The 26,510-nt window shown below is 66.7% G+C and carries 26 protein-coding genes; 16 read left to right on the top strand and 10 right to left on the bottom strand.

Annotation, left to right across the window (positions count from 1 at the left end):
* Positions 1 to 957 (top strand): NAD(P)-dependent oxidoreductase, encoded by a 957-nt coding sequence (locus tag WKR98_RS17965; protein WP_341434256.1) that lies wholly within the window; start codon positions 1 to 3, stop codon positions 955 to 957.
* A gap of 15 nt (positions 958 to 972) precedes the next feature.
* Here WKR98_RS17965 and WKR98_RS17960 read toward each other — a convergent pair whose 3' ends face one another.
* On the bottom strand, positions 973 to 1,968 hold the full coding sequence (locus tag WKR98_RS17960) for an HpcH/HpaI aldolase/citrate lyase family protein (protein ID WP_341434255.1): 996 nt from the start codon (positions 1,966 to 1,968) through the stop codon (positions 973 to 975).
* Between the two features lie 130 nt (positions 1,969 to 2,098).
* Positions 2,099 to 3,085, bottom strand: coding sequence for a malate dehydrogenase (locus WKR98_RS17955; protein ID WP_124689353.1), 987 nt, complete (start codon positions 3,083 to 3,085; stop codon positions 2,099 to 2,101).
* Between the two features lie 309 nt (positions 3,086 to 3,394).
* On the opposite strand from WKR98_RS17955, the gene WKR98_RS17950 reads away from it, so the two are divergent.
* The 11 genes from WKR98_RS17950 to WKR98_RS17900 all read left to right on the top strand — a co-directional run bounded on the left by WKR98_RS17950 (position 3,395) and on the right by WKR98_RS17900 (position 12,468).
* A complete protein-coding gene (locus WKR98_RS17950) occupies positions 3,395 to 4,204 on the top strand; it encodes a GntR family transcriptional regulator (protein WP_124689354.1) in 810 nt (269 codons plus the stop codon).
* 215 nt (positions 4,205 to 4,419) lie between these two features.
* Entirely contained in the window at positions 4,420 to 4,833 is a 414-nt protein-coding gene (gene sdhC, locus WKR98_RS17945) for a succinate dehydrogenase, cytochrome b556 subunit (protein WP_124689355.1), read from the top strand.
* The gene (sdhD, locus tag WKR98_RS17940) at positions 4,833 to 5,216 is read left to right on the top strand and encodes a succinate dehydrogenase, hydrophobic membrane anchor protein (RefSeq protein WP_124689356.1); all 384 of its coding nucleotides are present in this window, start codon (positions 4,833 to 4,835) and stop codon (positions 5,214 to 5,216) included. Before sdhC ends, sdhD begins: the two co-directional genes overlap by 1 nt.
* 3 nt (positions 5,217 to 5,219) lie before the next feature.
* On the top strand, positions 5,220 to 6,998 hold the full coding sequence (gene sdhA / locus WKR98_RS17935) for a succinate dehydrogenase flavoprotein subunit (protein ID WP_341434254.1): 1,779 nt from the start codon (positions 5,220 to 5,222) through the stop codon (positions 6,996 to 6,998).
* Positions 6,999 to 7,119: 121 nt separating this feature from the next.
* On the top strand, positions 7,120 to 7,836 hold the full coding sequence (locus tag WKR98_RS17930; protein ID WP_124689358.1) for a succinate dehydrogenase iron-sulfur subunit: 717 nt from the start codon (positions 7,120 to 7,122) through the stop codon (positions 7,834 to 7,836).
* A gap of 7 nt (positions 7,837 to 7,843) precedes the next feature.
* On the top strand, positions 7,844 to 8,104 hold the full coding sequence (locus WKR98_RS17925; RefSeq protein WP_192901812.1) for an FAD assembly factor SdhE: 261 nt from the start codon (positions 7,844 to 7,846) through the stop codon (positions 8,102 to 8,104).
* Positions 8,105 to 8,151: 47 nt separating this feature from the next.
* Positions 8,152 to 9,462, top strand: coding sequence for a citrate synthase (gltA, locus tag WKR98_RS17920; protein ID WP_124689360.1), 1,311 nt, complete (start codon positions 8,152 to 8,154; stop codon positions 9,460 to 9,462).
* Positions 9,463 to 9,668: 206 nt separating this feature from the next.
* Positions 9,669 to 9,926: a hypothetical protein gene (locus WKR98_RS17915; protein ID WP_124689361.1), complete on the top strand. Its 258-nt coding sequence runs from the start codon at positions 9,669 to 9,671 to the stop codon at positions 9,924 to 9,926.
* Positions 9,923 to 11,032, top strand: a complete 1,110-nt coding sequence (locus WKR98_RS17910; protein WP_341434253.1) for a class I SAM-dependent methyltransferase — start codon at positions 9,923 to 9,925, stop codon at positions 11,030 to 11,032. Before WKR98_RS17915 ends, WKR98_RS17910 begins: the two co-directional genes overlap by 4 nt.
* Complete coding sequence (locus WKR98_RS17905; RefSeq protein WP_124689363.1) at positions 11,029 to 11,451, top strand: nuclear transport factor 2 family protein; 423 nt, start codon at positions 11,029 to 11,031, stop codon at positions 11,449 to 11,451. Before WKR98_RS17910 ends, WKR98_RS17905 begins: the two co-directional genes overlap by 4 nt.
* Before the next feature lie 42 nt (positions 11,452 to 11,493).
* The gene (locus WKR98_RS17900; protein WP_341434252.1) at positions 11,494 to 12,468 is read left to right on the top strand and encodes a Bug family tripartite tricarboxylate transporter substrate binding protein; all 975 of its coding nucleotides are present in this window, start codon (positions 11,494 to 11,496) and stop codon (positions 12,466 to 12,468) included.
* A 3-nt stretch (positions 12,469 to 12,471) separates the two neighbouring features.
* Here the strand turns inward: WKR98_RS17900 and WKR98_RS17895 are convergent, their stop codons facing one another.
* On the bottom strand, positions 12,472 to 12,999 hold the full coding sequence (locus WKR98_RS17895) for a rhodanese-like domain-containing protein (protein ID WP_341434251.1): 528 nt from the start codon (positions 12,997 to 12,999) through the stop codon (positions 12,472 to 12,474).
* The gene (locus WKR98_RS17890) at positions 12,996 to 13,328 is read right to left on the bottom strand and encodes an ArsR/SmtB family transcription factor (RefSeq protein WP_341434250.1); all 333 of its coding nucleotides are present in this window, start codon (positions 13,326 to 13,328) and stop codon (positions 12,996 to 12,998) included. Before WKR98_RS17890 ends, WKR98_RS17895 begins: the two co-directional genes overlap by 4 nt.
* A gap of 344 nt (positions 13,329 to 13,672) precedes the next feature.
* On the opposite strand from WKR98_RS17890, the gene aceA reads away from it, so the two are divergent.
* From aceA to lpdA, 4 genes are all read left to right on the top strand, one after another.
* Positions 13,673 to 14,992, top strand: coding sequence for an isocitrate lyase (gene aceA / locus WKR98_RS17885; protein ID WP_124689367.1), 1,320 nt, complete (start codon positions 13,673 to 13,675; stop codon positions 14,990 to 14,992).
* 332 nt (positions 14,993 to 15,324) lie between these two features.
* On the top strand, positions 15,325 to 18,192 hold the full coding sequence (locus WKR98_RS17880) for a 2-oxoglutarate dehydrogenase E1 component (RefSeq protein WP_341434249.1): 2,868 nt from the start codon (positions 15,325 to 15,327) through the stop codon (positions 18,190 to 18,192).
* Between the two features lie 97 nt (positions 18,193 to 18,289).
* Positions 18,290 to 19,516 carry a 2-oxoglutarate dehydrogenase complex dihydrolipoyllysine-residue succinyltransferase gene (odhB, locus tag WKR98_RS17875; protein WP_124689369.1) on the top strand — a complete coding sequence of 409 codons (1,227 nt, stop codon included), beginning with the start codon at positions 18,290 to 18,292 and terminating at the stop codon, positions 19,514 to 19,516.
* A gap of 133 nt (positions 19,517 to 19,649) precedes the next feature.
* Positions 19,650 to 21,077 (top strand): dihydrolipoyl dehydrogenase, encoded by a 1,428-nt coding sequence (gene lpdA, locus WKR98_RS17870; protein WP_124689370.1) that lies wholly within the window; start codon positions 19,650 to 19,652, stop codon positions 21,075 to 21,077.
* A 63-nt stretch (positions 21,078 to 21,140) separates the two neighbouring features.
* On the opposite strand, the gene purB is transcribed toward lpdA, so the two are convergent.
* The 6 genes from purB to WKR98_RS17840 are packed head-to-tail and all read right to left on the bottom strand — an operon-like array spanning position 21,141 to position 26,414.
* Entirely contained in the window at positions 21,141 to 22,499 is a 1,359-nt protein-coding gene (gene purB / locus WKR98_RS17865) for an adenylosuccinate lyase (protein WP_341434248.1), read from the bottom strand.
* Positions 22,500 to 22,554: 55 nt separating this feature from the next.
* Positions 22,555 to 22,899, bottom strand: coding sequence for a carboxymuconolactone decarboxylase family protein (locus WKR98_RS17860; protein WP_124689372.1), 345 nt, complete (start codon positions 22,897 to 22,899; stop codon positions 22,555 to 22,557).
* Positions 22,900 to 22,931: 32 nt separating this feature from the next.
* Positions 22,932 to 23,903, bottom strand: a complete 972-nt coding sequence (locus WKR98_RS17855; RefSeq protein WP_341434247.1) for a tripartite tricarboxylate transporter substrate binding protein — start codon at positions 23,901 to 23,903, stop codon at positions 22,932 to 22,934.
* 48 nt (positions 23,904 to 23,951) lie between these two features.
* Positions 23,952 to 24,692: an enoyl-CoA hydratase/isomerase family protein gene (locus WKR98_RS17850; RefSeq protein ID WP_341434246.1), complete on the bottom strand. Its 741-nt coding sequence runs from the start codon at positions 24,690 to 24,692 to the stop codon at positions 23,952 to 23,954.
* Complete coding sequence (locus WKR98_RS17845) at positions 24,685 to 25,200, bottom strand: cysteine dioxygenase family protein (RefSeq protein ID WP_445936125.1); 516 nt, start codon at positions 25,198 to 25,200, stop codon at positions 24,685 to 24,687. The genes WKR98_RS17850 and WKR98_RS17845 overlap by 8 nt, the downstream gene beginning before the upstream one ends.
* A gap of 47 nt (positions 25,201 to 25,247) precedes the next feature.
* Positions 25,248 to 26,414: a CaiB/BaiF CoA transferase family protein gene (locus WKR98_RS17840; RefSeq protein WP_341434244.1), complete on the bottom strand. Its 1,167-nt coding sequence runs from the start codon at positions 26,412 to 26,414 to the stop codon at positions 25,248 to 25,250.
* Positions 26,415 to 26,510 lie beyond the last annotated feature (96 nt).

Raw genomic sequence — 26,510 nt, 5'->3', positions numbered from 1 at the left:
ATGAATATTCTTTGTTCGGAACGCGGCGCGCGGGAACTGAGCGACGCCGGCATCCTGGCGCGCTGGCCCGGCCAGGTCAACCTGATCGGCATCGGGCAGGCCGACCAGGCGGACGTGGTCTTCCTGACGCGCGACGTCGTCTGGCCTTCGACCGACGACTGGCTGGCGCCGGCGACCGCGGCGTTCTACGACGCGATGCTGGCCGCCCCCAGGCTGCGCTGGGTCCACACCTATGCCTCGGGCGCCGACCGGCGCATCTACCACGACCTGCGCGCGCGCGGCGTCCAGGTCACCAACTCCGCCGGCGCCAACGCCGGCGCGGTGGCCCAGACGGCGCTGGCGGGGTTCCTGTATTTCGCCCGCCGGCTGCACACGGCGCGCCGCCAGCAACTGGAGAAGCGCTGGCAGCCGATGGCGCACGACGAGGTCCGCGCGCTGCGCAGCACCGAGGCGATGGTGGTGGGGTGGGGCGAGATCGGCAGCCGCATCGGGCAATACCTGGCCACGCTCGGCATGCCGCTGCGGGTGCTGCGCCAGAGCGCGGAACCGGTGGCGGGCGTGGGCGCCACCGGCGGCTACGAACGCTTTCACGAATGGGTCGGGCAGGTGGATTGGGTGTTCTTCGCCTGCCCGCTGTCGCCGGCCACGCGGGGGCTGTTCAACATGCGCACGCTGGACGTGCTGCGGGCCGAGCGGCCGCTGGGCGTGGTCAACGTGGCGCGCGGGCCCCTGATCGACACGCGGGCGCTGCTGACGGCCCATGAGCGCGGGCTGGTGCGCCATGCTCACCTGGACGTCTTCGACACCGAGCCGCTGCCGCCGGATCATCCATTGTGGGACTGCGACGATTTCCTCGTGACGCCCCACATGGCGGGGACCTCGGACGGCAATCGCGAGGAGGTCGTGGAGCGTTTCCTGGGGCTGTTCGCCCGCTACCTGGAGGCGGGCGGAAGCTGAGGCCGGCGGCCCGGTTCAGGAAAAGAACTGGCGCCGCGCCTCGGCCGACACGTCCACGCCGGCGGCATGGGCGCGTCGCAGCACGTCCCAGTAGTAGCGGTAGCTGGCGCGGTCGTGCAGCCGGCCGGCCTGCGGGTCGCCGTCGCGGATGGGCCCCCAGTCGGCGCGCGCGGCGGCCAGCAGGATGCGCTCGGCATCGGCGACGTCGGCCGCGGTGGGCGACAGGGCCTCGACGATGGGGTCGATCTGCGAGGGATGGATGCTCCACATGCGCGTGTAGCCGAATTCGCGTCCGGCGTGCAGGGCGGCGTGCGAGATGACCTCGGGCGCGTTCAGTTCGGTGACGACGTTATGCGAGGGCACCTTGCCATAGGCGTGGCAGGCCGCGGCGATCTCGAGCTTGGCGCGGGCGATCAGCGGATGGTCGAACTGGCCTTCGGCGGTCAGCGCGTGCGCGGGGATGGCGCCGTGGTGCGAGGACACGAAGTCCATCAGCCCGAAGGACAGGCATTCGATGGCGGGATGGGCGGCGATGCGGAAGACTTCGCGCAGCGCGCCGTGGGTCTCGATCAGGACGTGGACGGGGATCTTGCGGTCCAGTCCCATTTCCATGCCTATGCGTTCGATGGATTCGGCGGCGTTGAGGGCGTCGTTGGCGGAGTTGACCTTGGGGACGGTGATGTAGGCCAGCCTGGCGCCGGCGATGCTGATGAGGATGTCGAGGTCGCTGATGAAGGAGGGGTGGTTGACGTCGTGGACACGGACGCCGACGCGGCCGTGGCGGTTGGCGTCGCTGGCGGCCAGGCGGGCAGCCATTTCGGCATGTTCGGCTTCGCGGCCGACGGCGGCGCCGTCTTCGCAGTCCAGGGTGACGTCGAAGACGGGGCCGGACCGGGCCTGGCGTTCCAGGCTTTTCTGCATCAGCTTTTCGGAGCCGGCATAGTGATCGCAGACGGGAAGCACCGCGGGGGGCTTGGCGGACTGGTGCAGGACTTCGGAGGGGTGTTTCATGGGGCGCTGTTCTGTCTGAGTTCTTGAGACGGCCGTGTCCGGGGCAAAAAAAAAGCACGCGAGACGATATCGTACTCGCGTGCTTCCGCTGCCGCAGCGCCCCCTTCGGGGACGCCAGCGCGCAGAGGGATCAGAGCAGATGCTTGACGCCGTCGCGCTCTTCGGTCAGCTCTTTCAGCGTCAGGTCCATGCGCTCGCGCGAGAAGGCGTCGATCTCGAGGTCCTTGACGACCGCGTATTCGCCGTTCTTCGTGATGACGGGAACGCCGTAGATGATGCCTTCGGGGATGCCGTACGAGCCGTCCGAGGGAACGCCCATCGTGACCCACTTGCCGTTGCTGCCCAGGATCCAGTCGCGGACGTGGTCGATGGCGGCGTTGGCGGCGGAGGCGGCGGAGGACAGGCCGCGAGCGTCGATGATGGCGGCGCCGCGCTTGCCCACGGTCGGGATGAAGGTGTTGCGGTTCCACTCGTCGTCATTGACCACCGACAGGGCGGGCTTGCCGGCCAGGGTGGCGAAGCGGAAGTCGGGGTACATCGTGGGCGAGTGGTTGCCCCAGACGATCAGCTTTTCGATGTCGCCGACGGCGACGCCGGCCTTGGCGGCCAGTTGCGACAGGGCGCGGTTGTGGTCCAGGCGCAGCATGGCGGTGAAGTTGCGGGCGGGCAGGTCCGGGGCCGACTTCATCGCGATGTAGGCGTTGGTGTTGGCGGGGTTGCCCACGACCAGCACCTTGACGTTGCGGCTGGCGACGGCGTTCAGGGCCTTGCCCTGGGCCGTGAAGATCTGGGCGTTGACCGTCAGCAGGTCCTTGCGCTCCATGCCGGGGCCGCGGGGGCGGGCGCCGACCAGCAGGGCCACGTCGGCGTCCTTGAAGGCGGTCATGGGATCGCTGTGGGCGGTGACTTCCTTCAGCAGCGGGAAGGCGCAGTCCTCGAGCTCCATGATGACGCCCTTGAGTGCCTTCTGCGCCTTTTCATCGGGGATTTCCAGCAGCTGCAGGATGACCGGCTGGTCCTTGCCGAGCATTTCGCCGGAAGCGATGCGGAACAACAGGGCGTAGCCGATCTGGCCGGCGGCGCCGGTGACGGCAACACGCATTGCGGGCTTGGTCATATGAGTCTCCGAAGAGGATGGGGGTGAGTGAGAATGACGCGACGCGCAGTGTAACTCCGCAGGGGAAGGTCACGGCGCGATGCACGAAGGGGGATCGGGGATGGGAAGTCGACGGCCACGGCCAGGGAAGGGCGGCTGGGCGCCAGGGTGCTGCGGGCGGCGCGGCAAGCGTGGGTCGGCATGATCGTGGGAGTGTAGAAAAATCGCCGTTGACCGTCAATAAACATATCTTATGTTTTATATAAGACATAAGATTTTTTTACGGGTTGCGTTGGACATCGCGGGTTACGCTGTGACACAATCCCGGCCATGCCGTTCAAGCCCCACCCGCCCTGCCTGTCCGCTTCGACCGACGCGCCCGCGACGGCCGGCCCGGCCGTGGCTCCGGAGCCGGGTGCCCCGGGCGCGGCATTCAGTCCTTTATACAGGCAAATCAAGGGCCTGATCCTGCAAAGCCTGGATCGCGGCGAATGGAAGCCGGGCGAGGCCATTCCTAGCGAACTGGACCTGGCCGCCCGCTTCAAGGTCAGCCAGGGCACGGTGCGCAAGGCCATCGACGAGCTGGCCGCCGACAACATCCTGCTGCGCCGCCAGGGCAAGGGCACCTTCGTCGCCACCCATCACGAGGACCGCGTCCGGTTCCGCTTCCTGCGCCTGGCGCCCGACGACGGGCAGCACGCCCGCTCGCGCAGCCGCTTCCTGGAATGCCGCCGCCTGCGCGCGCCGGCCGAAGTGGCCAAGGCGCTGGAGCTGCGCGCGGGCGACAGCGTGGTGCTGGTGCGCCGCGTGCTGTCGTTCGGCCAAGTCCCCACGGTCATCGACGAGATCTGGCTGCCGGGCTCCCTGTTCCGGGGGCTGACGGCCGAGCGCCTGGCGGAATACAAGGGGCCGATGTACGGCCTGTTCGAAAGCGAGTTCGGCGTGCGCATGATCCGCGCCGACGAGAAGATCCGCGCGGTGCCGGCCGGAGTGCCGGAGGCCGAGCTACTGGATATCGAGGCGGGAACGCCTCTGCTGCAGGTCGAGCGTATCTCGTTCACCTACGGCGATCGCCCGGTCGAGATGCGCCGCGGGCTGTATCTGACTTCGCGCTACCACTACCGGAACAGCCTCAATTGATGCCGTTTTGGGACACGATTTGATACGGTGGCGCTGAATGGGCGAAAATAGCAGGGTTTGCCTTACTCGGCGGCTTTCGGGCGGCTCCACGACGCCGGCTCCTGGAACCCCGACGAAAGCCTGGCCCGCCGGCCCGGCTTTCCTGGACGACTCCTGACGCCCTGTCACGCAACAATGGTTTTTTTCATGGTTCGCTTACTTTACCCGAGGTCGTGATGTCCGACTCTGCCGCAAAACCCCGCCCACAGTTCAGAAATATCAATATCACGCAGATCGCGCGCTACCGCCTGCCGCTGGCCGGCAAGGTGTCGATCCTGCACCGCATTTCCGGCTTCGCGCTGTTCCTGGCGCTGCCGCTGGTGCTGCTGCCGCTGTTCGAGCGCAGCCTGATTTCTGAGATCGGCTTCGCGCAGTTCCACGATTTCGCTTCGCATCCCTTGGTCAAGATCGTCCTGCTGGGCCTGATCTGGGCATACCTGCATCACTTCTGTGCGGGCATCCGGTTCCTGGCGCTGGATCTGCACAAGGGACTGGAAAAGCACGCCGCCCAGCGTAGCGCGGGCATCGTGCTGGTCGTCAGCCTGGCGCTGACCGTCGTCTTCGGTTTGAAACTGTTCGGAGTATTCTGATGTCGGCCCCGCAAAATATCGGTCCCAAGCGCCTGGTCGTCGGCGCGCACTACGGCGTGAAGGACTGGGTCCTCCAGCGCGTCACCGCCGTCATCCTCGTCATCTACACGCTGGTGCTGGGCATCGGCGCGCTGGTCACTCCGGAATTCACCTACGAAAACTGGGTGCGCCTGTTCAATTTCGAAGTGCTCAGCTTCCCCCTGGGCAAGCTGCTGGCCATGCTGGCCTTCATATCGCTTGCCTATCACGCCTGGATCGGCGTGCGTGACATCTGGATGGACTACGTCAAGCCGACGGGCATCCGCCTGGCGCTGGAAGTCCTGACCGTTCTGTGGCTGGTCGGCTCCGTCGTCTATGCCGCTCAAATTCTGTGGAGAATCTAAGTCGTGGCCGCCGTTAAATCTTCTCTTCCGCGCCGCCAGTTCGATGTGGTGGTCGTCGGCGCCGGTGGATCCGGCATGCGTTGCTCGCTGCAGCTGGCCCAGGCCGGCCTGAGCGTCGCCGTTTTCTCCAAGGTGTTCCCGACCCGCTCGCACACCGTCGCGGCGCAGGGCGGCATCGGCGCCTCGCTGGGCAACATGAGCGAGGACAACTGGTTCTGGCACATGTACGACACCGTCAAGGGGTCGGATTGGCTGGGCGACCAGGACGCCATCGAATTCATGTGCCGCGAGGCCACCAACGCGGTCTACGAGCTCGAGCACTTCGGCATGCCGTTCGACCGCAACCCCAACGGCACGATCTACCAGCGTCCGTTCGGCGGCCATACCGCCAACTTCGGCGAAAAGCCGGTGCAGCGCGCCTGTGCCGCGGCCGACCGGACCGGCCATGCGCTGCTGCATACGCTCTACCAGCGCAACGTCGCCGCCCGTACCCAGTTCTTCGTCGAGTGGATGACGCTGGACCTCGTCCGTGACTCCGAGGGCGACGTGGTGGGCGTGACCGCGCTGGAAATGGAAACCGGCGAAATCTACATCTTCGAAGCCAAGACCACCGTGCTGGCCACGGGCGGCGCGGGCCGCATCTGGGCCGCCTCGACCAACGCCTTCATCAACACCGGCGACGGCCTGGGCATGGCGGCGCGCGCGGGCCTGCCGCTGGAAGACATGGAGTTCTGGCAATTCCACCCCACCGGCGTGGCCGGTGCCGGCGTGCTGATCACCGAGGGCGTGCGCGGCGAGGGCGGTATCCTGCTGAACAAGGACGGCGAGCGCTTCATGGAGCGCTATGCCCCGACGCTGAAGGATCTGGCGCCGCGCGACTTCGTGTCGCGCTCGATGGACCAGGAAATCAAGGAAGGCCGCGGTGCGGGCCCCCACGGCGACTACGTGCTGCTCAAGCTCGATCACCTGGGCGCCGATACGATCAACAAGCGCCTGCCGTCGATCCGCGAGATCGCGATCAAGTTCGCGAACGTCGATCCCATCAAGGAACCGATCCCGGTCGTGCCGACCATCCACTACCAGATGGGCGGCATCCCGACCAACTATCACGGCCAGGTGGTCGTGCCCAAGGACGGCAACCCGAACACGGTGGTCAACGGCCTGTACGCCATCGGCGAATGCGCCTGCGTGTCGGTACACGGCGCCAACCGCCTGGGCACGAACTCGCTGCTCGACCTGGTGGTGTTCGGCCGCGCGGCCGGCAACCACATCGTCGGCGCCGATCTCAAGCGCCGCAGCCACAAGGACCTGCCGGCCGACGCCGCGGACTTCACGCTGGGCCGTGTCGACGCGCTGGAAAGCCGCAAGCAGGGCGAGCGCGTGCAGAACGTCGCCAATGACATCCGCAATTCCATGCAGCGCCACTGCGGCGTGTTCCGCACCCAGACGCTGCTGGACGAAGGCGTGGGGCAGATCCTGGAACTGGCCGAGCGCGCCAAGAGCGTCGCCTTCCAGGACCATTCCAAGGTCTTCAACATGGCCCGCGTGGAAGCGCTGGAGCTGGAGAACCTGATCGAAGTGGCCAAGGCGACCATCGTGTCGGCCGCCGCCCGCAACGAGAGCCGCGGCGCCCATGCGCACAGCGACTTCCCCGAGCGCGACGACCAGAACTGGCTGCGCCACTCGCTGTGGTACGCGGAAGGCAACCGCCTCGATTACAAGCCCGTGACGATGAAGCCGCTGACCGTCGACAGCTTCCCGCCCAAGGCAAGAACGTTCTAACCGATATGACCACCCCTTCCCAGGGCGCCGCGGATCCGGCTCCGCCGGTCCGCCAGCGCCGCCCCCTGGGGGGCGCGCGAAGCGCGTAGGGGGGGGACCCCAACTTTTTTGGAGTGCTCTGATGAGTGCTAAACGTGTTGTGAAGTTCGAGATCTACCGCTACGACCCCGACAAGGACCAGCGTCCCTACATGCAGAAGCTCGAGGTCGAGCTGGGTCCCAACGACAAGATGCTGCTTGACGCGCTGGTGCGCATCAAGAACGACGTCGACGACAGCCTGTCCTTCCGCCGCTCGTGCCGCGAGGGCGTGTGCGGGTCCGACGCCATGAACATCAACGGCAAGAACGGCCTGTCGTGCACGACCAACCTGCTCGACCTGAAGCAGCCCATCGTGCTCAAGCCGCTGCCCGGCCTGCCGGTCATCCGCGACCTGATCGTGGACATGACCCACTTCTTCAACCAGTACCACTCGGTCAAGCCGTTCCTGATCAACGACACGCCGCCGCCCGAGAAGGAGCGCCTGCAGTCGCCCGAGGCCCGCGAAGAGCTGGACGGCCTGTATGAGTGTATTCTGTGTGCTTGCTGCTCGACGTCGTGCCCGTCGTTCTGGTGGAACCCCGACAAGTTCGTGGGCCCGGCCGGGCTGCTGCAGGCATACCGCTTCCTCGCGGACAGCCGCGACGAAGCGACCGGGGAACGTTTGGATAACCTCGAGGATCCATACCGTTTGTTCCGTTGCCACACCATCATGAACTGCGTCGATGTCTGTCCCAAGGGGCTGAACCCCACCCGGGCAATAGGCAAGATCAAGGAAATGATGGCCCGGCGGGCGATCTGACGCCGTGGTGCCGGAGTTTTCCCTGCATGACCGGACGCGCCTGCGTTGGCGCGCCCGGCGCGGACTGCTCGAGAATGACCTGATACTGACGCGTTTCCTGGACGCGTACGAATCCCGGCTTACCGACGCCGACGTGGCGGAGTTGACCCGGTTGCTCGAGCTGTCCGACAACGAGCTGATGGACTATCTGTTGGCTCGCAAGGAACCCGAGGGAGACCTTGCTACGCCAGCCATGCGGGACTTGCTGAAGCGGCTGCGCTCGGTGTGAGCGGCCGGAGTCCATGTGAATTGATTTTGATGGAAGAGGAACATCCGATGAAACTGTCCGACAAGAAAGCGACCCTGACGTTCTCCGATGGGAGCCAGGGTGCCGAGTTTCCGGTTTATGAAGGCACGATCGGCCCGTCGGTCGTGGATATCCGCAAGCTGTACGCGCAAACCGGGATGTTCACTCTCGATCCTGGTTTCATGTCGACGGCCGCTTGCTCGTCCAGCATCACCTACATCGACGGCGACAAGGGCGAACTGCTGTACCGCGGCTATCCGATCGAGCAACTGGCGGTCAAGTGCGACTTCCTGGAAACCAGCTACCTGATCCTGAACGGCGAACTGCCCAACGCCAAGCAGAAGGCTGACTTCGACCATCTCGTGACCCATCACACCATGGTCAACGAGCAGCTGCAGTTCTTCCTGCGCGGCTTCCGCCGCGACGCCCACCCGATGGCCGTGCTGACCGGCCTGGTGGGCGCGCTGTCGGCGTTCTACCATGACTCGATCGACATCACCCAGCCCAAGCACCGCGAGATCTCGGCCATCCGCCTGATCGCCAAGATGCCCACGCTGGTCGCCATGGCCTACAAGTACTCGGTCGGCCAGCCCTACGTCTATCCGAAGAACGACCTGTCCTACACCGGCAACTTCCTGCGCATGATGTTCGCCACGCCGTGCGAGGAATACCAGGTGAACCCGGTCATCGAGCGCGCGCTCGACCGCATCTTCATCCTGCACGCCGACCACGAGCAGAACGCCTCGACCTCGACCGTGCGCCTGTGCGGTTCGTCGGGCACCAACCCGTTCGCGGCCATCGCGGCGGGCGTGGCTTGCCTGTGGGGCCCGGCCCACGGCGGCGCCAACGAAGCGGCGCTGCAGATGCTGGAAGACCTGCTGGCCGCCGGCGGCGTCGACAAGCTGGGCGAGTTCGTCGCCAAGGTCAAGGACAAGGATTCGGGCGTGCGCCTGATGGGCTTCGGCCACCGCGTCTACAAGAACTACGACCCCCGCGCCAAGCTGATGCAGGAAACCTGCCGCGAAGTGCTGGAAGCCATGGGCCTGCAGGACGATCCGCTGTTCAAGCTGGCCATGGCCCTGGAAAAGATCGCCCTGGAAGACGACTACTTCGTCCAGCGCAAGCTGTACCCGAACGTCGACTTCTACTCGGGTATCGTCCAGCGCGCCATCGGCATCCCGACCCAGCTGTTCACGGCCATCTTCGCGCTGGCCCGCACCGTGGGCTGGATCGCGCAGTGGGACGAAATGATCTCCGATCCCGACTACAAGATCGGCCGTCCCCGCCAGCTGTTCACCGGCTCGCCCGCGCGCGACGTGCCGGACCTGGGCAAGCGTTGATTCCTCGGCCGGCGGCTTGCCGCCGGTGAGTAAGCGTCATCCCTGAAAACCCGCCTGCTTGCAGGCGGGTTTTTTATTCTCCGATGTTTTACTGTCAACAGTTAAGGAAAGGAAATCTAGGGAAAACCTAGATATGGATACATTGTAAAGCCAGGGTCTATCCATTAATGTGTCAACACATTGGCATGTTGATGGTGATTCAGGACATGGCGTTGGCTACCCCCTCGGCCGCGGAGCGGCCAGAGCAGATCTTTTTCAACGATCCGGTGCTCGATCGCCTCATGGGGGTGACGCTGGCGCTGGCCGCCGAGGTGCACATGCTGCGCGAGCGCGTGCGCGACCTGGAGGAGGCGAGGGGCCCGGGCCTGCCCGATGCCGCCGCGCGGCGGGACGATGCGGCGGCCTTCGCCGCCCATGTGCTGGAGCCGCTGCTGGGACGGCAGTCGGCCAGGGGGCCGCTATGAAGGAAACCAGGCAGGGCCCGGCCGACAGGGACGACGAACGGGACCGGGCCGCCTACCAGCGCTTCGTCGCGGCGGCGCGAGGCTATTGGGCCCGCGAAATGTTCGCCTCGCTGCTCGATCAGGTGGAACGCGACATCCCCGCCTGGAACGCCGCTCGGGCTACCTCCGCCGGGTTCCGCGCCCGGGTCGAGGAACATCCCACGCACCAGGTCTTCGCCTGGATGGAGCGGCACCTGCAGCGGATGCGCTACTCCGGACCGTACGGCCTGGTCGCCGGCGTCGAGGCCTGCCGCGATGCGCTGGGCCGGGTGTTGGACGAACCCCTGCCGCCGGGGCTGCTGAGCCTGGATCCGGACCTGCGGCCGCCCGCCTACTATGCCGAATGGGACATCCACCAGCATCCGGGCGGCCTGGGCGGCGATGCCCTGGCGGCCTTCGTCTACCAGGACGCGGTGGGAGGCGGCGTCGTCGGCAAGCCGGCGCTGCATGAACGTTTCGCGCAGGCGGTGCTCGCCGCCTGCCACCCCAAGCGGGTGCTGGATCTCGGCTGTGGATTCGGCCGCAGCAGCGTGGCGTTCGGCCGGGCGGCGCCCGGCGCCCACGTGCATGGCATCGACCTGTCGGCCAGTTGCGTATCGCTCGCGGCGCACGATGCGCCGCCCGTGCTGCGGTCACGGCTCAGTTTCGCCCAGGCCGATGCGCTGGCCAGCGGGTTGCCGGACGCAGGCTTCGACCTGGTCACGTCCACGATGCTGCTGCACGAGATGCCCGAAGGCGCCGTTCGCGCCTTGATCCGCGAGACGGGCCGCCTGACGGCGGCGGGCGGGATGGTCGCGCACCTGGATTTCCTGCCGCCGGACGATCCGCTGCTGGCGATGCTTTACGCGGGCCATGCGCGGCGCAACAACGAACCCTATCTGCTCGAGCACAGCCGGATCGATCTCGCGCAGGCCTATCGCGAAGCGGGGTTCGAGCGCGTAGAAGTCACCGATTTCGCGGAAGAAGCGGGCGCGCTGTCGCATCCGCCGCACGCCTGGCGCCTGCCGTGGAAGATGATCGTGGCCCGCAAGCCGGCTGCAACCGGCGCGCAAGGAAGGCCGCAATGACGCCCCGCCAGCAGGACATGCAGGCCGCCATCGACGTGGTGGGCGATTACCTGGCCGCGCTGGAAGCGCGCGAGGTGGATCGGGCCCAGGCCCGACTGCACGAAGGGGCGCGCATCGTCGGTCCCGGGGGCAATCCGGCCACGTCGGTGGCCGGGATCGTGGCGAATTCCTCCCGCCGCTATCAGTGGGTGGGCAAGCATATCGAGCGCTACGACGCGATGCCGGCGGACGACGGGAGCGTCATCGTTTACTGCCTGGGCACGCTGCATGGCCGCTGGCCCGACGGCACGGCCTTCGACGGTATCCGCTTCATCGACCGCTTCGAGCTGCGCGCGGGCCGCATCCTCAGCCAGCAGGTCTGGAACGACGCGGCCGAGCACCGGCTCAGGCGCGCGGCGGCCGCCGCCGGCGCCGCGTAGCCGCGCCCACATTTCCCCCCAACTACCGCACGAGTCCCCGCTATGCCGCTCACCCGTTCTCCGAAGTTGCTTGCCCTGTGCCTGGTTCCCGTTCTTGCCGTCGCGGGCCTGCGCGCGGCCGGCGCCCAGCCTTTTCCGTCGAAGCCGATCACCATCGTCGTACCTTACGCGCCGGGCGCCACCGACGGCCAGGCGCGCCAGTTGGCCGAGGTGGCCTCGCGCGAGCTGGGGCAGCCGATCGTCGTCGAGAGCCGGGATGGCGCCGGCGGTGCCATCGGCGCGGGCTTCGTGGCCAAGTCCAGGCCGGACGGCTACACGATTCTTTATGCCGCGCCGGCCGTGGTCACGGTCGCGCCGCTGGTCGGCAACGCACCGTATCGCTACGAGGACCTGCGCGGGCTGGCCCGCGCCAGCGTGACGCCGCATCTGCTGGCGGCCCGCGTCGATGCGCCGTTCAAGACGTTGCCGGAGCTGCTGGCCTACGCGAAGGCCAATCCCGGCAAGGTGACCTTCGGCAGCCCGGGCAACGGCACCGCCGTGCACCTGGCGGGCGAGGCGTTCGCCGACGCCGCGGGCATCAAGCTCAGCCACGTGCCGTACCGAGGGCTGGCGCCGGCGGTAACAGCGGCATCGGGGGGCTTCGTCGACCTGGTCCTGGGCGCGCCGGGAACGATCAATACGCAGATCCAGGGCGGCCGCCTGCGGGCGCTGGCGCAGTTCGGCGCGACGCGCACGGACGAGCTGGCGGCGATCCCGACCTTGAAGGAAGCCGGCGTGGACTTGTCCCTGCGCGCGGATTTCGGCCTGTTCGTGCCCAAGGGCACGCCCGACGACGTCATGAAGAAACTGAGCACGGCTTTCGCCGCGGCCGTCCAGTCCGACTCCTTCCGCAATTTCGTGACGCGCGACCTGGTCGCGCCGGCCTATCTGCCGCCGGCCGAGTACCAGCGCGTGGTGGATGAAGAGCGCGACATCTACGCCCGGGTCGTACCCAAGCTGTCGCTGGGCGCCAAATAGGCCTCAGGCGGCCAGGCCGCGTCGGTTCCACGGCAGCCTGGCCAGAACGCGGGCCAGGCCGCAGAAGCCGGACACGCCGGCGAAAACCAGGCCGCCGCCCACCAGCCCCGACAGCAGGTGAAACCAGGGGCTGACCGCCAGGCCCAGGACCACGCCCAACGTGACCAGCGTGCCGGCAACGATCTGGACCTGCCGCTGGAGTTCCAGCGGCTGGGAGCGGTCCTGCACGACGGGCAGGCCGGCGCGTTTCCAGGCATCGAGTCCGCCTTCCAGGATACGAGCATCGCCAGGGGCGCGAGCGGCCAGCGCCTGCGCATGCATGCGGGTGCGGTTGCCGGACCGGCAGTGAAAGACGACGGGCGTGCCCGAACCGGCCAGCGGCCCGACATCCGCCAGCCGGGCGAACGGAATGTGGCGCGCCCCCGGAATGCGTTCCCGCGCGTGCTCGTCGGCATCGCGGATGTCGACCAGCAGGGCACCCTGGTCGAGCAGGGCGGAGACGGCGTGGGGTTCGAGCAGTCGTGGCGTCATGTCGTGCTGTCCTTGGGCGAGGGGCAGAAGATTCCCTTGAGCGTGGCGATCAGCCGTTCCACGTCGGGATTGGCGATGCGGTAGTGCAGGGTCTGGGATGTCCTGCGGAACGAGATCAGTCCTTCGTCGCGCATCCGGGCCAGGTGCTGGGACAGCGCGGACTGGCTGAGCGGCACCTGCGCCAGCAGTTGGCCCACCGTGAGTTCGCCGTGTTCGATCAGCAGGCACAGCACCAGCAGCCGCGATTCGTTGCCCACCGAGCGCAGCAGCGCCGCGGCCCGGGCGGCTCCTTCCCGCATGAAGCGCTGGTCTTCCGGAGATGAAGGCATGGATGCATAATATTAGAAAATACTAATTTAGAAAATTCTAATTAAATACCCGATGCTTGTCCATCGATGGGGGCAATTCTCGTATCTTGGATCGATTCCGCACATCGCAAAATCGCATTCGCCCAATGGTTGCTCCGCAAAAAAACCGGCTTTCACAAGCCGGTTTTTTGTTTCTCATCATGGAATTTTAATTTCAACTTATTGATTTTATTAAATAAAAAATAATTCTTGTAGAAGACTAAAAGCGTTGATTGCGTTGCAGCATATCTATAGATTGTTTCTTACCCGGCACCGCGGCCGCCAGGATTTCCAACCGTCGTTCACTACCCTTGAAGGAGACATCCATGTCCCAACGCAACGCCGAAATCGAGAAGCTGGAGCAGGAGTGGCGCGAGAACCCGCGCTGGAAGGGCATACGCCGGGGCTACGACGCCGAACGGGTCGTCGCGCTGCGCGGCTCGGTGCAACCCGAGCACACCCTGGCGCGCCGGGGTGCCGAGAAGCTCTGGAAAATGCTGAACGAGGAACCCTTCGTCAATTCGCTGGGCGCGATGACGGGCAACCAGGCCATGCAGCAGGTGAAGGCGGGGCTGCGCGCCATCTACCTGTCGGGTTGGCAGGTCGCGGGGGATGCCAACCTGGCGGGCGAGATGTACCCCGACCAGTCCCTGTATCCGGCCAATTCCGTCCCGTCGGTCGTGCGCCGCATCAACAATGCCTTGCAGCGCTGCGACCAGGTCCAGTGGATGGAGGGAGGCCGGCCGGGCGCGTCGGACTACATCGATTATTTCGCCCCCATCGTGGCCGATGCCGAGGCGGGCTTCGGCGGCGTCCTGAACGCCTTCGAGCTGATGAAGGCCATGATCGACGCGGGCGCCGCCGGCGTGCATTTCGAGGATCAACTGGCCTCGGTCAAGAAGTGCGGCCACATGGGCGGCAAGGTCCTGGTGCCCACGCGCGAGGCCGTCTCCAAGCTGGTCGCCGCGCGGCTGGCCGCCGATACGCTGGGCGTGCCGACGCTGTTGCTGGCCCGCACGGATGCCGACGCGGCCGACCTGATCACCAGCGACGTCGACGAGAACGACCGGCCGTTCATCACCGGCGACCGGACCGTCGAAGGCTTCTTCCGCACGCGGGCGGGCATCGACCAGGCCATTTCCCGCGGGCTGGCCTATGCGGCCTATGCCGACCTGATCTGGTGCGAGACCTCGACCCCCAACCTGGACTATGCGCGCCGCTTCGCCGAGGCCGTCCATAAGCAGTACCCGGGCAAGCTGCTGGCCTACAACTGCTCGCCGTCGTTCAACTGGAAGAAGAACCTGGACGACGCCACGATCGCCAGGTTCCAGCGCGAGCTGGGCGCCATGGGCTACAAGTTCCAGTTCATCACGCTGGCCGGCTTCCATGCGCTGAACTACGGCATGTTCGACCTGGCCTATGGCTACGCCCGCGAGCAGATGACGGCCTTCGTGGCCCTCCAGCAGAAGGAGTTCGCCGCGGCCGAACGCGGCTTCACGGCGGTCAAGCACCAGCGCGAGGTCGGCACCGGCTATTTCGATGCGGTGACCCAGGCGGTGGAGGGCGGCCGTTCGTCCACCACGGCGCTGCACGGCTCGACCGAGGCCGAGCAGTTCGAGGAGCATGCCGAGCAGAAAGTGGCGTGAGCGTGAAGAGGGCGTGATGGCGTCTCCCGATGTGGTGCATGCACCGCATCGGGAGCGGGAGGGCGCTGCGTTGCAGCACCGGAACTTAAGGACATGCGCGGGGTCATCCAGTACAGTGGTTGTCGTCCAAACCGCCACACTGGCTCGGCTTTTCCGAGCAAGGGAATTCCCCAAGTGCTATGCTTTACAGGTTTATTGATTTAATTCCTTCCAACCGAAAGGTTCCATCAACCGCCTTCTGCACTAGCTATCCGCTAATCGGCCAAGCCGTGTCGCGGAAGGTCCGTCCTGCATCGAACGGGTGAAACACCCGGCAAGGTGAAGCGCAAATCATGTCCAGCATCCAAGAATCCAGCACCTCGTATCTGTTCGGGGGTAATGCGCCGTACGTGGAAGAACTCTACGAGGCCTACCTCGACAATCCGGGTTCCGTTCCCGACAACTGGCGCAATTACTTCGACCAGTTGCAGCACACGCCGGCGGTTGACGGCCAGGAATCCACCCGCGACCAGGCCCATGCGCCGGTCATCGAATCCTTCGCCCAGCGCGCGCGTGCCAATGCCTTCCTGCCGCGTACCGCCGAAAGCGACCTGTCGGTCGCGGGCAAGCAAGTCCACGTCCAGTCTATCATCGCCGCCTACCGCTACCTCGGTGCGCGCTGGGCCGATCTCGACCCGCTGCAGCGCCAGGAACGCCCGGCCATCCCCGAACTGGAGCCCAGCTTCTACGGCCTGACCGAATCCGACATGGACAAGGTCTACTCCGCCACCAACACCTACTTCACGACCGCCGAGCACATGACGCTGCGCGAGATCGTGAAGGCGCTGCGCGACACGTATTGCCGCAGCATCGGCGTCGAGTTCATGCACGTGTCCGACCCGGTCATCAAGCGCTGGATCCAGCAACGCCTGGAAAGCACGCAAGCCACGCCCAGCCTGTCGGCCGACCAGAAGAAGCACGTGCTGGACCGCCTGACCGCGGCCGAGGGCCTGGAGCGCTACCTGCACACCAAGTATGTCGGCCAGAAGCGCTTCTCGCTGGAAGGCGGCGAAAGCTTCATCGCGGCCATCGACGAGCTGATCCAGCATGCCGGGGAAGTCGGCATCCAGGAAGTGGTGCTGGGCATGGCCCACCGCGGCCGCCTGAACGTGCTGGTCAACACCCTGGGCAAGATGCCCAAGGACCTGTTCGCCGAATTCGAAGGCAAGTACGACGACGGCGGCCTGGCTGCCGGCGACGTGAAGTACCACAAGGGCTTCTCGAGCGACGTCTCGACCCGTGGCGGCCCCGTCCACGTGTCGCTGGCGTTCAACCCCTCGCACCTGGAAATCGTCAACCCCGTGGTCGAAGGCAGCGCCCGTGCGCGCCAGGAACGCCGCGGCATGGAAGGCGGCAAGCAGGTGCTGCCGGTGCTGGTCCACGGCGACGCCGCCTTCATCGGCCAGGGCGTCGTGATGGAAACCCTGAACCTGGCGCAGACCCGCGGCTACGGCACGGGCGGCACGGTCCACCTGGTCATCAACAACCAGATCGGCTTCACCACCTCCGATCCGCGCGACACCCGCTCCACGCTGTATTGCACCGACGTGGTCAAGATGATCGAGGCGCCGGTGCTGCACGTGAACGGCGACGATCCCGAAGCCGTCGTGTTCGCCACCCGCCTGGCCCTGGACTTCCGCGTCGAGTTCCAGAAGGACATCGTGGTCGACATCGTCTGCTTCCGCAAGCTGGGCCACAACGAGCAGGACACCCCCGCGCTGACCCAGCCGCTGATGTACAAGCGCATCGGCCAGCACCCCGGCACGCGCAAGCTGTACGCCGACAAGCTGGCGGTGCAGGGCGTGATCGGCGCCGACGAGGGCGACGAATTCGTCAAGCGCTTCCGCTCGGCGATGGACGAAGGCCGCCATACGGTCGACCCCGTCCTGACCGACTACAAGAACAAGTACGCCGTCGACTGGTCGCCCTTCCTGGGCCGCAAGTGGACGGACGCCGCCGACACCTCGATGCCGCAGGCCGAGTTGAAGCGCCTGGGCGAGCGCATCACCACGGTGCCGGAAGGCTTCAAGGTCCACCCCATCGTCGAGAAGGTCCTGGCCGACCGCCGTGCCATGGCGCGCGGTGAAATGAACCTGGACTGGGGCATGGGCGAGCACCTGGCCTTCGCCAGCCTGGTGGCCGCGGGCTACCCCGTGCGGCTGACCGGGCAGGATTCGGGCCGCGGCACCTTCACCCACCGCCATGCCGTGCTGCACGACCAGAAGCGCGAGCGCTGGGATTCGGGCGTGTACGTGCCGCTGCAGAACGTGTCCGAGGCGCAGGCGCCGTTCCGCGTCATCGATTCGCTGCTGTCCGAGGAAGCCGTCATGGGCTTCGAATACGGCTACTCGACCGCCGAACCCAATTCGATGGTGATCTGGGAAGGCCAGTTCGGCGACTTCGCCAACGGCGCCCAGGTCGTGATCGACCAGTTCATCAGCTCGGGCGAAGCCAAGTGGGGCCGCCAGTCGGGCCTGGTGCTGATGCTGCCGCACGGCTACGAAGGGCAGGGCCCGGAGCACTCGTCGGGCCGCATCGAGCGCTTCCTGCAACTGTGCGCCGATACCAACATGCAAGTGGTGCAGCCGACCACCGCCGCGCAGATCTTCCACCTGCTGCGCCGCCAGATGATCCGCCAGTTCCGCAAGCCGCTGGTCATCTTCACGCCCAAGTCGCTGCTGCGCAACAAGGATGCCACCTCGCCGCTGTCCGACCTGAGCAAGGGTTCGTTCCAGACGCTGATCGGCGAAGTCGACGAGACCATCGACGCTTCCAAGGTCAAGCGCCTGCTGGTCTGCTCGGGCAAGGTCTACTACGACCTGGTCAACGCCCGCAGGGAGCGAGGCGCCAACGACGTGGCCATCGCCCGCGCCGAACAGCTGTATCCGTTCCCGCACAAGAGCCTGACCGCCGAGCTCAAGAAGTACCCGAACGCCACCGAGGTGGTCTGGGTGCAGGACGAGCCGCAGAACCAGGGCCCGTGGTTCTACGTGCAGCATCACCTGTACGAGAACATGAACGAAGGCCAGAAGCTCGCCTATGCCGGCCGTCCGGCCTCGGCGTCGCCGGCCGTCGGCTACTACTCCAAGCACATGGAGCAGTTGAAGGCGCTGCTCGACCAGTCCTTCGGCCGTCTCAAGGGCGTCGTGCTGACCAAGTGATCCTTACGTCCGGGACCGCCGCTTGCAGGCGGTCCCGGCTCCCGGCCGCCTGGCGCCGGACCCAGAAGAAACTCCCCATACTTGCGGAATAACTGACATGGCCATAGTCGACGTAAAAGTCCCCCAATTTTCTGAATCGGTGTCGGAAGGCACCCTGCTGACCTGGAAGAAGAAGCCGGGCGAAGCCATCTCGCGCGACGAAATCGTGATCGAGATCGAGACCGACAAGGTCGTGCTGGAAGTGCCGGCGCCCGCCGACGGCGTGCTGGCCGAGATCGTCAAGGCCGACGGCAGCACCGTCGTCTCGGAAGAAGTGATCGCCAAGATCGACACGGAAGGCAAGGCCGCCGCCGCTCCCGCCGCCGCTGCTCCGGCGCCTGCCGCCGCCGCCCCGGCTCCTGCCGCCGCACCCGCCGCCGCCCCGGCCGCCGCGCCCGCGACCTCGATCCCGTCGCCCGCCGCCGCCAAGCTGCTGGCCGAGCAGGGCATCTCGCCCGAGTCGGTGCAAGGCACGGGCCGCGGTGGCCGCATCACCAAGGGCGACGCCCTGGGCGCCGCCGCCGCGCCGGCCGCCAAGCCCGCTGCCGCGCCCGTCGTGAACGACGCCGCGACCCTGGTCAACGGCCGTCCCGAGCAGCGCGTGCCGATGAGCCGCCTGCGCGCCCGCGTGGCCGAGCGCCTGCTGCAGTCGCAATCGGAAAACGCCATCCTGACCACGTTCAACGAGGTCAACATGCAGGCCGTGATGGACCTGCGCGCCAAGTACAAGGACAAGTTCGAGAAGGAACACGGCGTCAAGCTGGGCTTCATGTCCTTCTTCGTGAAGGCCGCCGTGGCCGCGCTCAAGCGCTATCCCGTCATCAACGCCTCGGTCGACGGCAAGGACATCGTCTACCACGGCTACTTCGACATCGGCATCGCCGTCGGCAGCCCGCGCGGCCTGGTGGTGCCCATCCTGCGCAACGCCGACCAGCTCAGCCTGGCCGACATCGAGAAGAAGATCGCCGAATTCGGCCAGAAGGCCAAGGAAGGCAAGCTCAGCCTGGACGACCTGACCGGCGGCACGTTCTCGATCTCGAACGGCGGCACCTTCGGCTCGATGCTGTCGACCCCCATCATCAACCCGCCGCAGTCGGCCATCCTGGGCGTGCACGCCACCAAGGACCGCGCCGTGGTGGAAAACGGCCAGATCGTCGTCCGTCCGATGAACTACCTGGCGATGTCCTACGACCACCGCATCATCGACGGCCGCGAAGCCGTGCTGGGCCTGGTCGCGATGAAGGAAGCCCTGGAAGACCCGCAGCGCCTGCTGCTAGACATTTAACCCCCCCTACGCGCTTACGCGCGCCCCCCAGGGGGCGGTACTGGCCGACCGGCGGAGCCGGATCGGCGGTGCCCTGGGTCAATACCCGCGTTGGCACTTGGGGGAGTTGGGTCCTTCTAACTGGAAGAATGAAATGAGTAAGCAATTCGACGTCGTCGTCATCGGTGCCGGTCCTGGCGGGTACATCGCCGCGATCCGCGCCGCACAACTGGGTATGTCGGTGGCCTGCATCGACGCCTGGAGCAACGCCAAGGGCGGTCCCGCCCCCGGCGGCACCTGCACCAACGTGGGCTGCATCCCCTCGAAGGCGCTGCTGCAATCGTCCGAATACTACGAGCACGCCGGCCACCACTTTGCCGACCATGGCATCGAGGTCAAGGGCCTGGGCCTGGACCTGGGCAAGCTGATCAGCCGCAAGGACACCGTCGTCAAGCAGAACAACGACGGCATCCTGTTCCTGTTCAAGAAGAACAAGGTCACCTTCTTCCACGGCACGGGCGCGTTCTCGGGCCAGGTCGACGGCGGCTGGTCGATCAAGGTTTCCGGCCCGGCCGAGGAAGAGCTCGTCGCCAAGCACGTGATCGTGGCGACCGGTTCCAGCCCGCGCGCGCTGCCCGACCTGCCGTTCGATGAAAAGCAGGTGCTGTCCAACGACGGCGCGCTGGCCATCGGCGGCGTGCCCAAGCGCCTGGGCGTGATCGGCGCCGGCGTGATCGGCCTGGAGCTGGGCAGCGTGTGGCGCCGCCTGGGTTCGGACGTGACCATCCTGGAAGCCATGCCCAACTTCCTGCCGGCCGCCGACGAGCAGATCGCCAAGGAAGCCCTGAAGGTCCTGACCAAGCAGGGCCTGAAGATCAATCTGGGCGTGAAGATCGCCGAGGTCAAGGCCGCGGCCAAGACCGTCACGGTCAAGTACACCGACGCCGCCGGCGCCGAGCAGTCGCTGGTCGTCGACAAGCTGATCGTGTCCATCGGCCGGGTGCCCAACACCCAGGGCCTGAACGCCGAAGGCGTGGGCCTGAAGCTGGACGAGCGCGGCTTCGTGGCGGTCGACGAAGACTGCCGCACCGGCCTGCCCAACGTCTGGGCCATCGGCGACGTCGTGCGCGGCCCCATGCTGGCGCACAAGGCCGAGGAAGAGGGCGTTGCCGTGGCCGAGCGTATCGCCGGCCAGCATGGCCACGTCAACTTCAATACGATCCCGTCGGTCATCTACACCTCGCCCGAGATCTCCTGGGTGGGCCAGACCGAGCAGGCGCTCAAGACCGAAGGCCGCGCCTACAAGACCGGCACCTTCCCGTTCCTGGCCAACGGCCGCGCCCGCGCGCTGGGCGACACGACCGGCATGGTCAAGGTCATCGCCGACGCCAAGACGGACGAGATCCTGGGCGTGCACATCATCGGCCCGCAGGCCTCCGAACTGATCTCGGAATGCGTGGTGGCCATGGAGTTCCGCGCGGCGTCGGAAGACATCGCCCGCATCTGCCATGCGCACCCGTCGCTGTCCGAGGCGGTGAAGGAAGCCGCGCTGGCGGTGGACAAGCGTTCCCTGAACTTTTGACCTCTTGAACACTGCCTGAGCAAAAAGAAAACGGCCGCAAGGCCGTTTTCTTTTGCGTGGTGGTCAGGCCGTGGCGCCGCGGTGGGCGGCCACGACGCGGTCCACGAAGGTGCCGGCGGCGCCGGTGTAGGCCTGGGGATCCAGCATGCGGTCGATGTCCTCGGGCTTGAGGTGGCGGGCGATGGTCGGGTTGGCCAGCAGGCCGTCCTTGAAGGTGCCGCCTTGCTCGAACACGTCCATGCAGATCTCGTAGACCAGTTCGTGGGCTTCCTGCCTGCCCAGGTGGTCGCCCAGCTTCATCATGACGGCTTCCGACAGCAGCAGGCCCTTCTGCACGGACAGGTTGCGTTCCATGTTGTTGCCCCGGACGGTCAGGCCGGCGGTGACGTAGGCCAGCTTGGCGAAGGCCGCGTCGGCCATGCAGCACAGGCGGGTGACGAATTCGCGTTCGGTCTGCAGCACGATCTTGTCGCGTTCGTGCTCGGCCATCATCCCTTCCAGTCCCAGCGCCACGGTGCTGCGGACGACGCGCGAGATCGCCACGATGCCCTCGCAGGCGGGCGGATTGCGCTTGTGGGGCATGGTGCTGCTGCCGACCTTGCCCAGGGTGAAGGGCTCTTCAAGCTCGGCGGTCTCGGTTTTCTGCAGGCTGTAGATTTCGTGGGCGATCTTGCCGGCGGTGCTGGTGCAGATCGCCAGCACGCAGGCCAGTTCGGCGATGCCGTCGCGCGCCACGTGCCAGCAGATCTCGGGGCAGGCCAGGCCCAGTTCCTGGAACAGCGCTTCCTGGACCGCGATGCCTTGGTCGCCCAGGGCGGCCAGCGTCCCGACCGCGCCGGAGAACTGGCCGACCAGCACCCGTTCCTTCATCTGCCGAAGGCGTTCCAGGTTGCGGCCGATCTCGGCGGCCCACACCGCGGCCTTGAAGCCGAAGGTGATGGGCAGGGCCTGCTGGCCGTGGCTGCGCCCGGCCATGGTCTGGTCGCGATGCCGTTCGGCCAGCGCGACGACGTGGGCTTGTGCCCGGCGGTAGTTGTTCTCGATCTGCTCCAGCGCTTCCTTGACTTGCAGGATGGTGCCGGTGTCGACGATGTCCTGCGTCGTCGCGCCCCAGTGGATGAATTCCCCGGTGTCGCCGTCGCACACTTTTTTCATGGCCCGCAGCAGCGGAACGATGGGGTGGCTGGTGCGGTCCATTTCCTGCTTCAGCTGCGCCAGGTCGATAAGCTCCACCCTGGCCTTGGCCTGGATTTCGTCGGCGGCGTGCTGGGGAATGATGCCCATGCCGGCTTGCACGCGGGCGAGTGCCGCTTCCACGTCCAGCCATTTCTGGACGGTCTGTTCGTCGCTGAAAATGCTCCGGGTGGCGGCGGTGCTGAACTGGTCTCGGAACAGCGCGCTGTCGATGACGTAGGCGCTCATGGGGCTGGTCTCCTGTCTGGGGGCGTGAATGGACGATGCGTGGCGGGAGCCGCTTTCACGCCGAGGCGTTCTGCTGGAAGGCTTCCATCGCATGCAGCGAATAGACGTAGGCCGCGCCGGCGTTCAGCGCGATGGCCGTTCCCAGCGCGTCGCTTACTTCGGCCTCGGTGGCGCCGGCCTTGACCGCCGCCGCGGCATGCGAGGAAATGCAGCCGTCGCAGCGCGTGGTGACGGCCACGGCCAGGGCGATCAGTTCGCGCGTCTTGGCATCCAGCGCGCCGTTGGTGCCCAGGGCGGCATTCAGGCCCCGATAGGCGTCCAGTACCTTGGGGTTGGTGTTGCCCAGCTTGCCGGACGACTGGCGCAGCGTGCCCAGCAGTTCCTTCCAGTTCTCGAACATGTGTTGCTCCTGTTTAAGGGGATGAGGGGACATCAATCGACTTTGGTGCCGGCGGCGCTGATCACCTTCTTCCAGAGGGCGATGTCGTCGGCAAGGAAAGAGGCGAAGAATTCGGGCGTGCTGTTCATGGGCTCCACGCCCGCCTGCACCAGCTGGGTGCGGAATTTCTCGTCGGCCAGCGCGTCGTTCACCGCCTGGTTCAGGCGCTTGACGATGGCCGGCGGGGTGCCGGCCGGCGCCAGCAGGCCGTACCAGGCGGCCACGTCCATGCCTTGCACGCCGGATTCGGCCAGCGTGGGCACGTCGGGCACGGCCGCCGACCGCTTCGAGCTGGTCAGCCCGACGACCTTGACCTTGTCGCTGCCCATCAGCGCCGACATGGACGGGATGTTGATGAAGGTGAACTGGACTTCGCCCGTCTGCACGCCATTGATGGAGGGCCCGGATCCCTTGTAGGGGACGTGCGTGGCCGAGATGCCGGTGCGCAGCTTGAACAGCTCGGCGGACAGGTGCTGGGTACTGCCGTGCCCCGACGAGGAGAAGTTCAGCGCCCCGGGATGCTGCTTGCCGTAGGCGATGAGCTGCTTGACGTCTTTCACCGGCAGCTTGCTGGACACCACGAGCAGGTTGGGACTTTGTCCGAAGACCGCGATGGGCGCGAAGCTCTTGATGGGGTCGTAGTCGAGCTTGGGAAACAGGCTGACGTTGATCGCCAGCGCCGAGGAACTCAGGAACAGCGTGTAGCCGTCGGGGTCGGCCCGGGACACGTAGGTGGCGCCGATGTTCTGGCCCGCGCCCGGCCGGTTCTCGACGATCACCGATTGGCCGAGTTTTTCCCCCAGCTGCTGTGCGAGCAGGCGGGCCGTCATGTCGGTACCGCCGCCGGGCGTGTAGCCGACCACGATCTTGACCGCGCGGCTCGGAAAGGCCGCGGTGTCGGCGGCCGCCTGGGACAACGGGCTCAGCAATACCAGTGCCGCGCCTGCGGCAAGACGATGAAACATGGAAGTCTCCTGTCGGGCGCCTCTGAGGACGCTTGTTGTGGAAGGGGGTTACTGCTGCCTGGCCGCGCGCACGCGCGCGGCGTACTGCTGGATGCGTTGCTTGAGCCCCGGCCGGGCCGCCGAGCGGGTCAGCAGGGCCAGGTCGAGATCGGCGGCCCGTGGATCCCGCATCGCGAGGTCGAGCAAGGCCTGGGTGCGGGCATCGGGGGTATGCACGGAAGGCGCATCCAGGTTGTCCGCCGCGTCGATGCGCGCCTGGGCAAGGCCGCAGGCCAGGGCCTCGTCGGCGTCGATCCAGCGGCCGGACCGTATCCAGGTCTGGGCCGTGTCGCCGCCCACCAGCGTGGCCAGGCGGCGCGTGCCGAGCACGAGGCCGAAGCCGGCGGCGCCCGGGAAGGCGAACGAGGCGTCGCCGCGCATCAGGCGCCGGCGGCAGGCGGCGAAGAGATCGGCGCCGGCGCCGGCGACGCGGCCGTGGGCGATGGCGATCGTCTCGAAGGGCGCCTGGTGCACGGCCTGCAACAGCAATTCGATGCGGACGAAGCGCGCCAGCAGGGAGTCGTCGGTTTCCTCGTCCAGCGCCGACAGGTCCACGCCGGTGCAGAAGTGGCGGCCCGCGCCTTCGATCACGAGGCGGCGCACGTCGTCGCGGACGCAGGCATCGATGGCCTGGGCCAGCGCGGCGACGAGATCGGCCGACAGGGCGTTGCCGCAGGCCGGGCGGTCGAGCAGGAGGCGACGCACACCCTGGCCGGCATCGGTCTCGATCTGGAGCACGGCCTCAGGCATTGGCGTATCCGGAAACGAAGGACTTGGCGGCGCCCGTTTCGGCGTCGTAGACATGGCGCGACTGCTTGCCGATGTCCGTGCCGTAGACGTGGATGCTGATCGAGACCCGGTCGTCGTAGGCATTGCGCACGAGATGGATGTCGCCGATGGACGGGGACACGCAGGTCGTCTGTCCGGGTTCGATGCGTTCTTCGGTGGAAGAAGGGATCAGGCGCCCATCCTCCCTGGCATAGGCGCGCGAGTATTCGGCGCCGCGCAGCATGCCGATCACGCCCCAGGTGCGATGGTCGTGGACGGGGGTGCGCTGTCCCGGACCCCAGACGAAGCTGACCACCGAGTAGCGGTCGGCGGGATCCCGGTGCAGCAGGTACTGCTGGTAGTGGACCGGGTGGGGACGCGAGCAGTCCTCGGGCAGCCAGTCGTCGTGGGCCACGAGCTCGCGCAGCAGCGCCGCGCAGGTCTCGACGGCGCGAGGCTCGTCCGGTGCGGCATCGAGCGCGGCGTCCATGCCCTGGACGAAGGCGGCCAGCCGGCCGGGAAGGGGGGTCGTGGCCGTCATGCCTGGGTCTCCTGGTTCAAGGTGCCGCGGATTTCATCGCCGTGCTCGCCCAGCGCGGGCGGGGTGCGCCGTATCGGCGGCGATAGTCCGTCCAGCCGGACCGGCGAAGCAAAGGTGCGCGTTTCGCGCCCGCCGGGCAGGCGCAGTCCGCGCACCCAATCCATGTGCTCGACCTGGGGATCGGCCAGCGCCGAGGCATAGTCGTTGATGCGGGCATGGGGGACGCCGGCCTGCCGGAAGACGTCGATCCAATGATCCACGCCGTGCAGCGCGAAGCGGGTCTCCAGCAGGTCCTTCAGCGCCACCTGGTTGCGCGCCCGGTCCAGGATGGTGCCGAAGCGCGGGTCGTGCGCCAGTTCGGGCAGCTCGACGGCGCGCACCACCGCGCGCCACAGATTGTCGTTGCCGGCCGCGATCGCGAAATGGCCGTCCGCGGCGCGATAGGCCTGGTAGGGGGCGTTGCGGGGGTGGGCCGAGCCCAGTTTGCGCGGATTCACGCCGGTGCCGAAATATTCGCTGGTCTGCAGCGCGCCAATGGCGAGCGTGCAGCCGAACATGGGAATGTCCAGGTGCGCGCCACGGCCGGTCCGGACCGCCTTCAGCAACGACGAGGCCACGGTGAAGGCCGCGTACAGGCCCGACGAGAAGTCGGAGATCGGGACGCCGCACTTGACCGGCGCGTCCGAATCGCCGGTCACGCTCATCACGCCGGCGGCCGCCTGCATGGTCAGGTCGAAGCCGCCTTCCTGGGCGCGCGGACCGCTTTGTCCGTAGGCGGAGATCGAGCAATAGACCAGGGCCGGGTTGCGTGCCGACAGCGCGGCGTAGCCCAGCCCCAGGCGGTCCATGACGCCGGGCCGGTTGTTTTCGATCAGGACGTCGGCCCGGTCCACCAGCGACCGGGCGGTGGCGAGGTCGGCGGGATCCTTCAGGTCCAGCACCACCGAGCGCTTGTTGCGGTTCAACGAGGCGAAGTTCTCGCTGTATCCCTCGTTCAGCGGCGGCCAGGCGCGCATCGCGTCGCCCCCGGGCGCCTCCACCTTGACGACCTCGGCGCCCAGGTCGGCCAGCAGCATGCCGCAGAACGGGCCGGCCGCGATCGAGCAGAACTCGATGACGGTGATGCCGGCCAACGGCAGTTCGCGGGGTTCGATGTCGCTCATGAGGGCTATGTCTCCTTGTCGAGTTGGAGAGAGCTTATGGGCGTTCTCAGAAGAGGTACAACTGTTCTAGAATATGGAACGATCTAACGAGATACC

Origin of the sequence: Pigmentiphaga sp. YJ18 (assembly GCF_038066655.1) — a bacterium.
In the GTDB taxonomy this organism is placed as follows: domain Bacteria; phylum Pseudomonadota; class Gammaproteobacteria; order Burkholderiales; family Burkholderiaceae_B; genus Pigmentiphaga.
Note: the sequence above shows the minus strand (reverse complement) of the source record. Positions and strands in the feature narration are given on the sequence as shown.

What these genes read in the sequence shown, in the direction of transcription:
- WKR98_RS17915 (WP_124689361.1), top strand. Translation starts at nt 9,669, where the DNA reads ATGGCGTTGGCTACCCCCTCGGCCGCGGAGCGGCCAGAGCAGATCTTT.
- gltA (WP_124689360.1), top strand. Translation starts at nt 8,152, where the DNA reads ATGAAACTGTCCGACAAGAAAGCGACCCTGACGTTCTCCGATGGGAGC.
- WKR98_RS17845 (WP_445936125.1), bottom strand. Translation starts at nt 25,200, where the DNA reads ATGGACGCCGCGCTCGATGCCGCACCGGACGAGCCTCGCGCCGTCGAG.
- WKR98_RS17965 (WP_341434256.1), top strand. Translation starts at nt 1, where the DNA reads ATGAATATTCTTTGTTCGGAACGCGGCGCGCGGGAACTGAGCGACGCC.
- aceA (WP_124689367.1), top strand. Translation starts at nt 13,673, where the DNA reads ATGTCCCAACGCAACGCCGAAATCGAGAAGCTGGAGCAGGAGTGGCGC.
- WKR98_RS17950 (WP_124689354.1), top strand. Translation starts at nt 3,395, where the DNA reads ATGCCGTTCAAGCCCCACCCGCCCTGCCTGTCCGCTTCGACCGACGCG.
- WKR98_RS17890 (WP_341434250.1), bottom strand. Translation starts at nt 13,328, where the DNA reads ATGCCTTCATCTCCGGAAGACCAGCGCTTCATGCGGGAAGGAGCCGCC.
- WKR98_RS17850 (WP_341434246.1), bottom strand. Translation starts at nt 24,692, where the DNA reads ATGCCTGAGGCCGTGCTCCAGATCGAGACCGATGCCGGCCAGGGTGTG.
- WKR98_RS17880 (WP_341434249.1), top strand. Translation starts at nt 15,325, where the DNA reads ATGTCCAGCATCCAAGAATCCAGCACCTCGTATCTGTTCGGGGGTAAT.
- WKR98_RS17860 (WP_124689372.1), bottom strand. Translation starts at nt 22,899, where the DNA reads ATGTTCGAGAACTGGAAGGAACTGCTGGGCACGCTGCGCCAGTCGTCC.
- odhB (WP_124689369.1), top strand. Translation starts at nt 18,290, where the DNA reads ATGGCCATAGTCGACGTAAAAGTCCCCCAATTTTCTGAATCGGTGTCG.
- WKR98_RS17905 (WP_124689363.1), top strand. Translation starts at nt 11,029, where the DNA reads ATGACGCCCCGCCAGCAGGACATGCAGGCCGCCATCGACGTGGTGGGC.
- sdhC (WP_124689355.1), top strand. Translation starts at nt 4,420, where the DNA reads ATGTCCGACTCTGCCGCAAAACCCCGCCCACAGTTCAGAAATATCAAT.
- WKR98_RS17900 (WP_341434252.1), top strand. Translation starts at nt 11,494, where the DNA reads ATGCCGCTCACCCGTTCTCCGAAGTTGCTTGCCCTGTGCCTGGTTCCC.
- WKR98_RS17855 (WP_341434247.1), bottom strand. Translation starts at nt 23,903, where the DNA reads ATGTTTCATCGTCTTGCCGCAGGCGCGGCACTGGTATTGCTGAGCCCG.
- WKR98_RS17955 (WP_124689353.1), bottom strand. Translation starts at nt 3,085, where the DNA reads ATGACCAAGCCCGCAATGCGTGTTGCCGTCACCGGCGCCGCCGGCCAG.
- WKR98_RS17960 (WP_341434255.1), bottom strand. Translation starts at nt 1,968, where the DNA reads ATGAAACACCCCTCCGAAGTCCTGCACCAGTCCGCCAAGCCCCCCGCG.
- purB (WP_341434248.1), bottom strand. Translation starts at nt 22,499, where the DNA reads ATGAGCGCCTACGTCATCGACAGCGCGCTGTTCCGAGACCAGTTCAGC.
- sdhD (WP_124689356.1), top strand. Translation starts at nt 4,833, where the DNA reads ATGTCGGCCCCGCAAAATATCGGTCCCAAGCGCCTGGTCGTCGGCGCG.
- WKR98_RS17840 (WP_341434244.1), bottom strand. Translation starts at nt 26,414, where the DNA reads ATGAGCGACATCGAACCCCGCGAACTGCCGTTGGCCGGCATCACCGTC.
- lpdA (WP_124689370.1), top strand. Translation starts at nt 19,650, where the DNA reads ATGAGTAAGCAATTCGACGTCGTCGTCATCGGTGCCGGTCCTGGCGGG.
- WKR98_RS17895 (WP_341434251.1), bottom strand. Translation starts at nt 12,999, where the DNA reads ATGACGCCACGACTGCTCGAACCCCACGCCGTCTCCGCCCTGCTCGAC.
- WKR98_RS17930 (WP_124689358.1), top strand. Translation starts at nt 7,120, where the DNA reads ATGAGTGCTAAACGTGTTGTGAAGTTCGAGATCTACCGCTACGACCCC.
- WKR98_RS17910 (WP_341434253.1), top strand. Translation starts at nt 9,923, where the DNA reads ATGAAGGAAACCAGGCAGGGCCCGGCCGACAGGGACGACGAACGGGAC.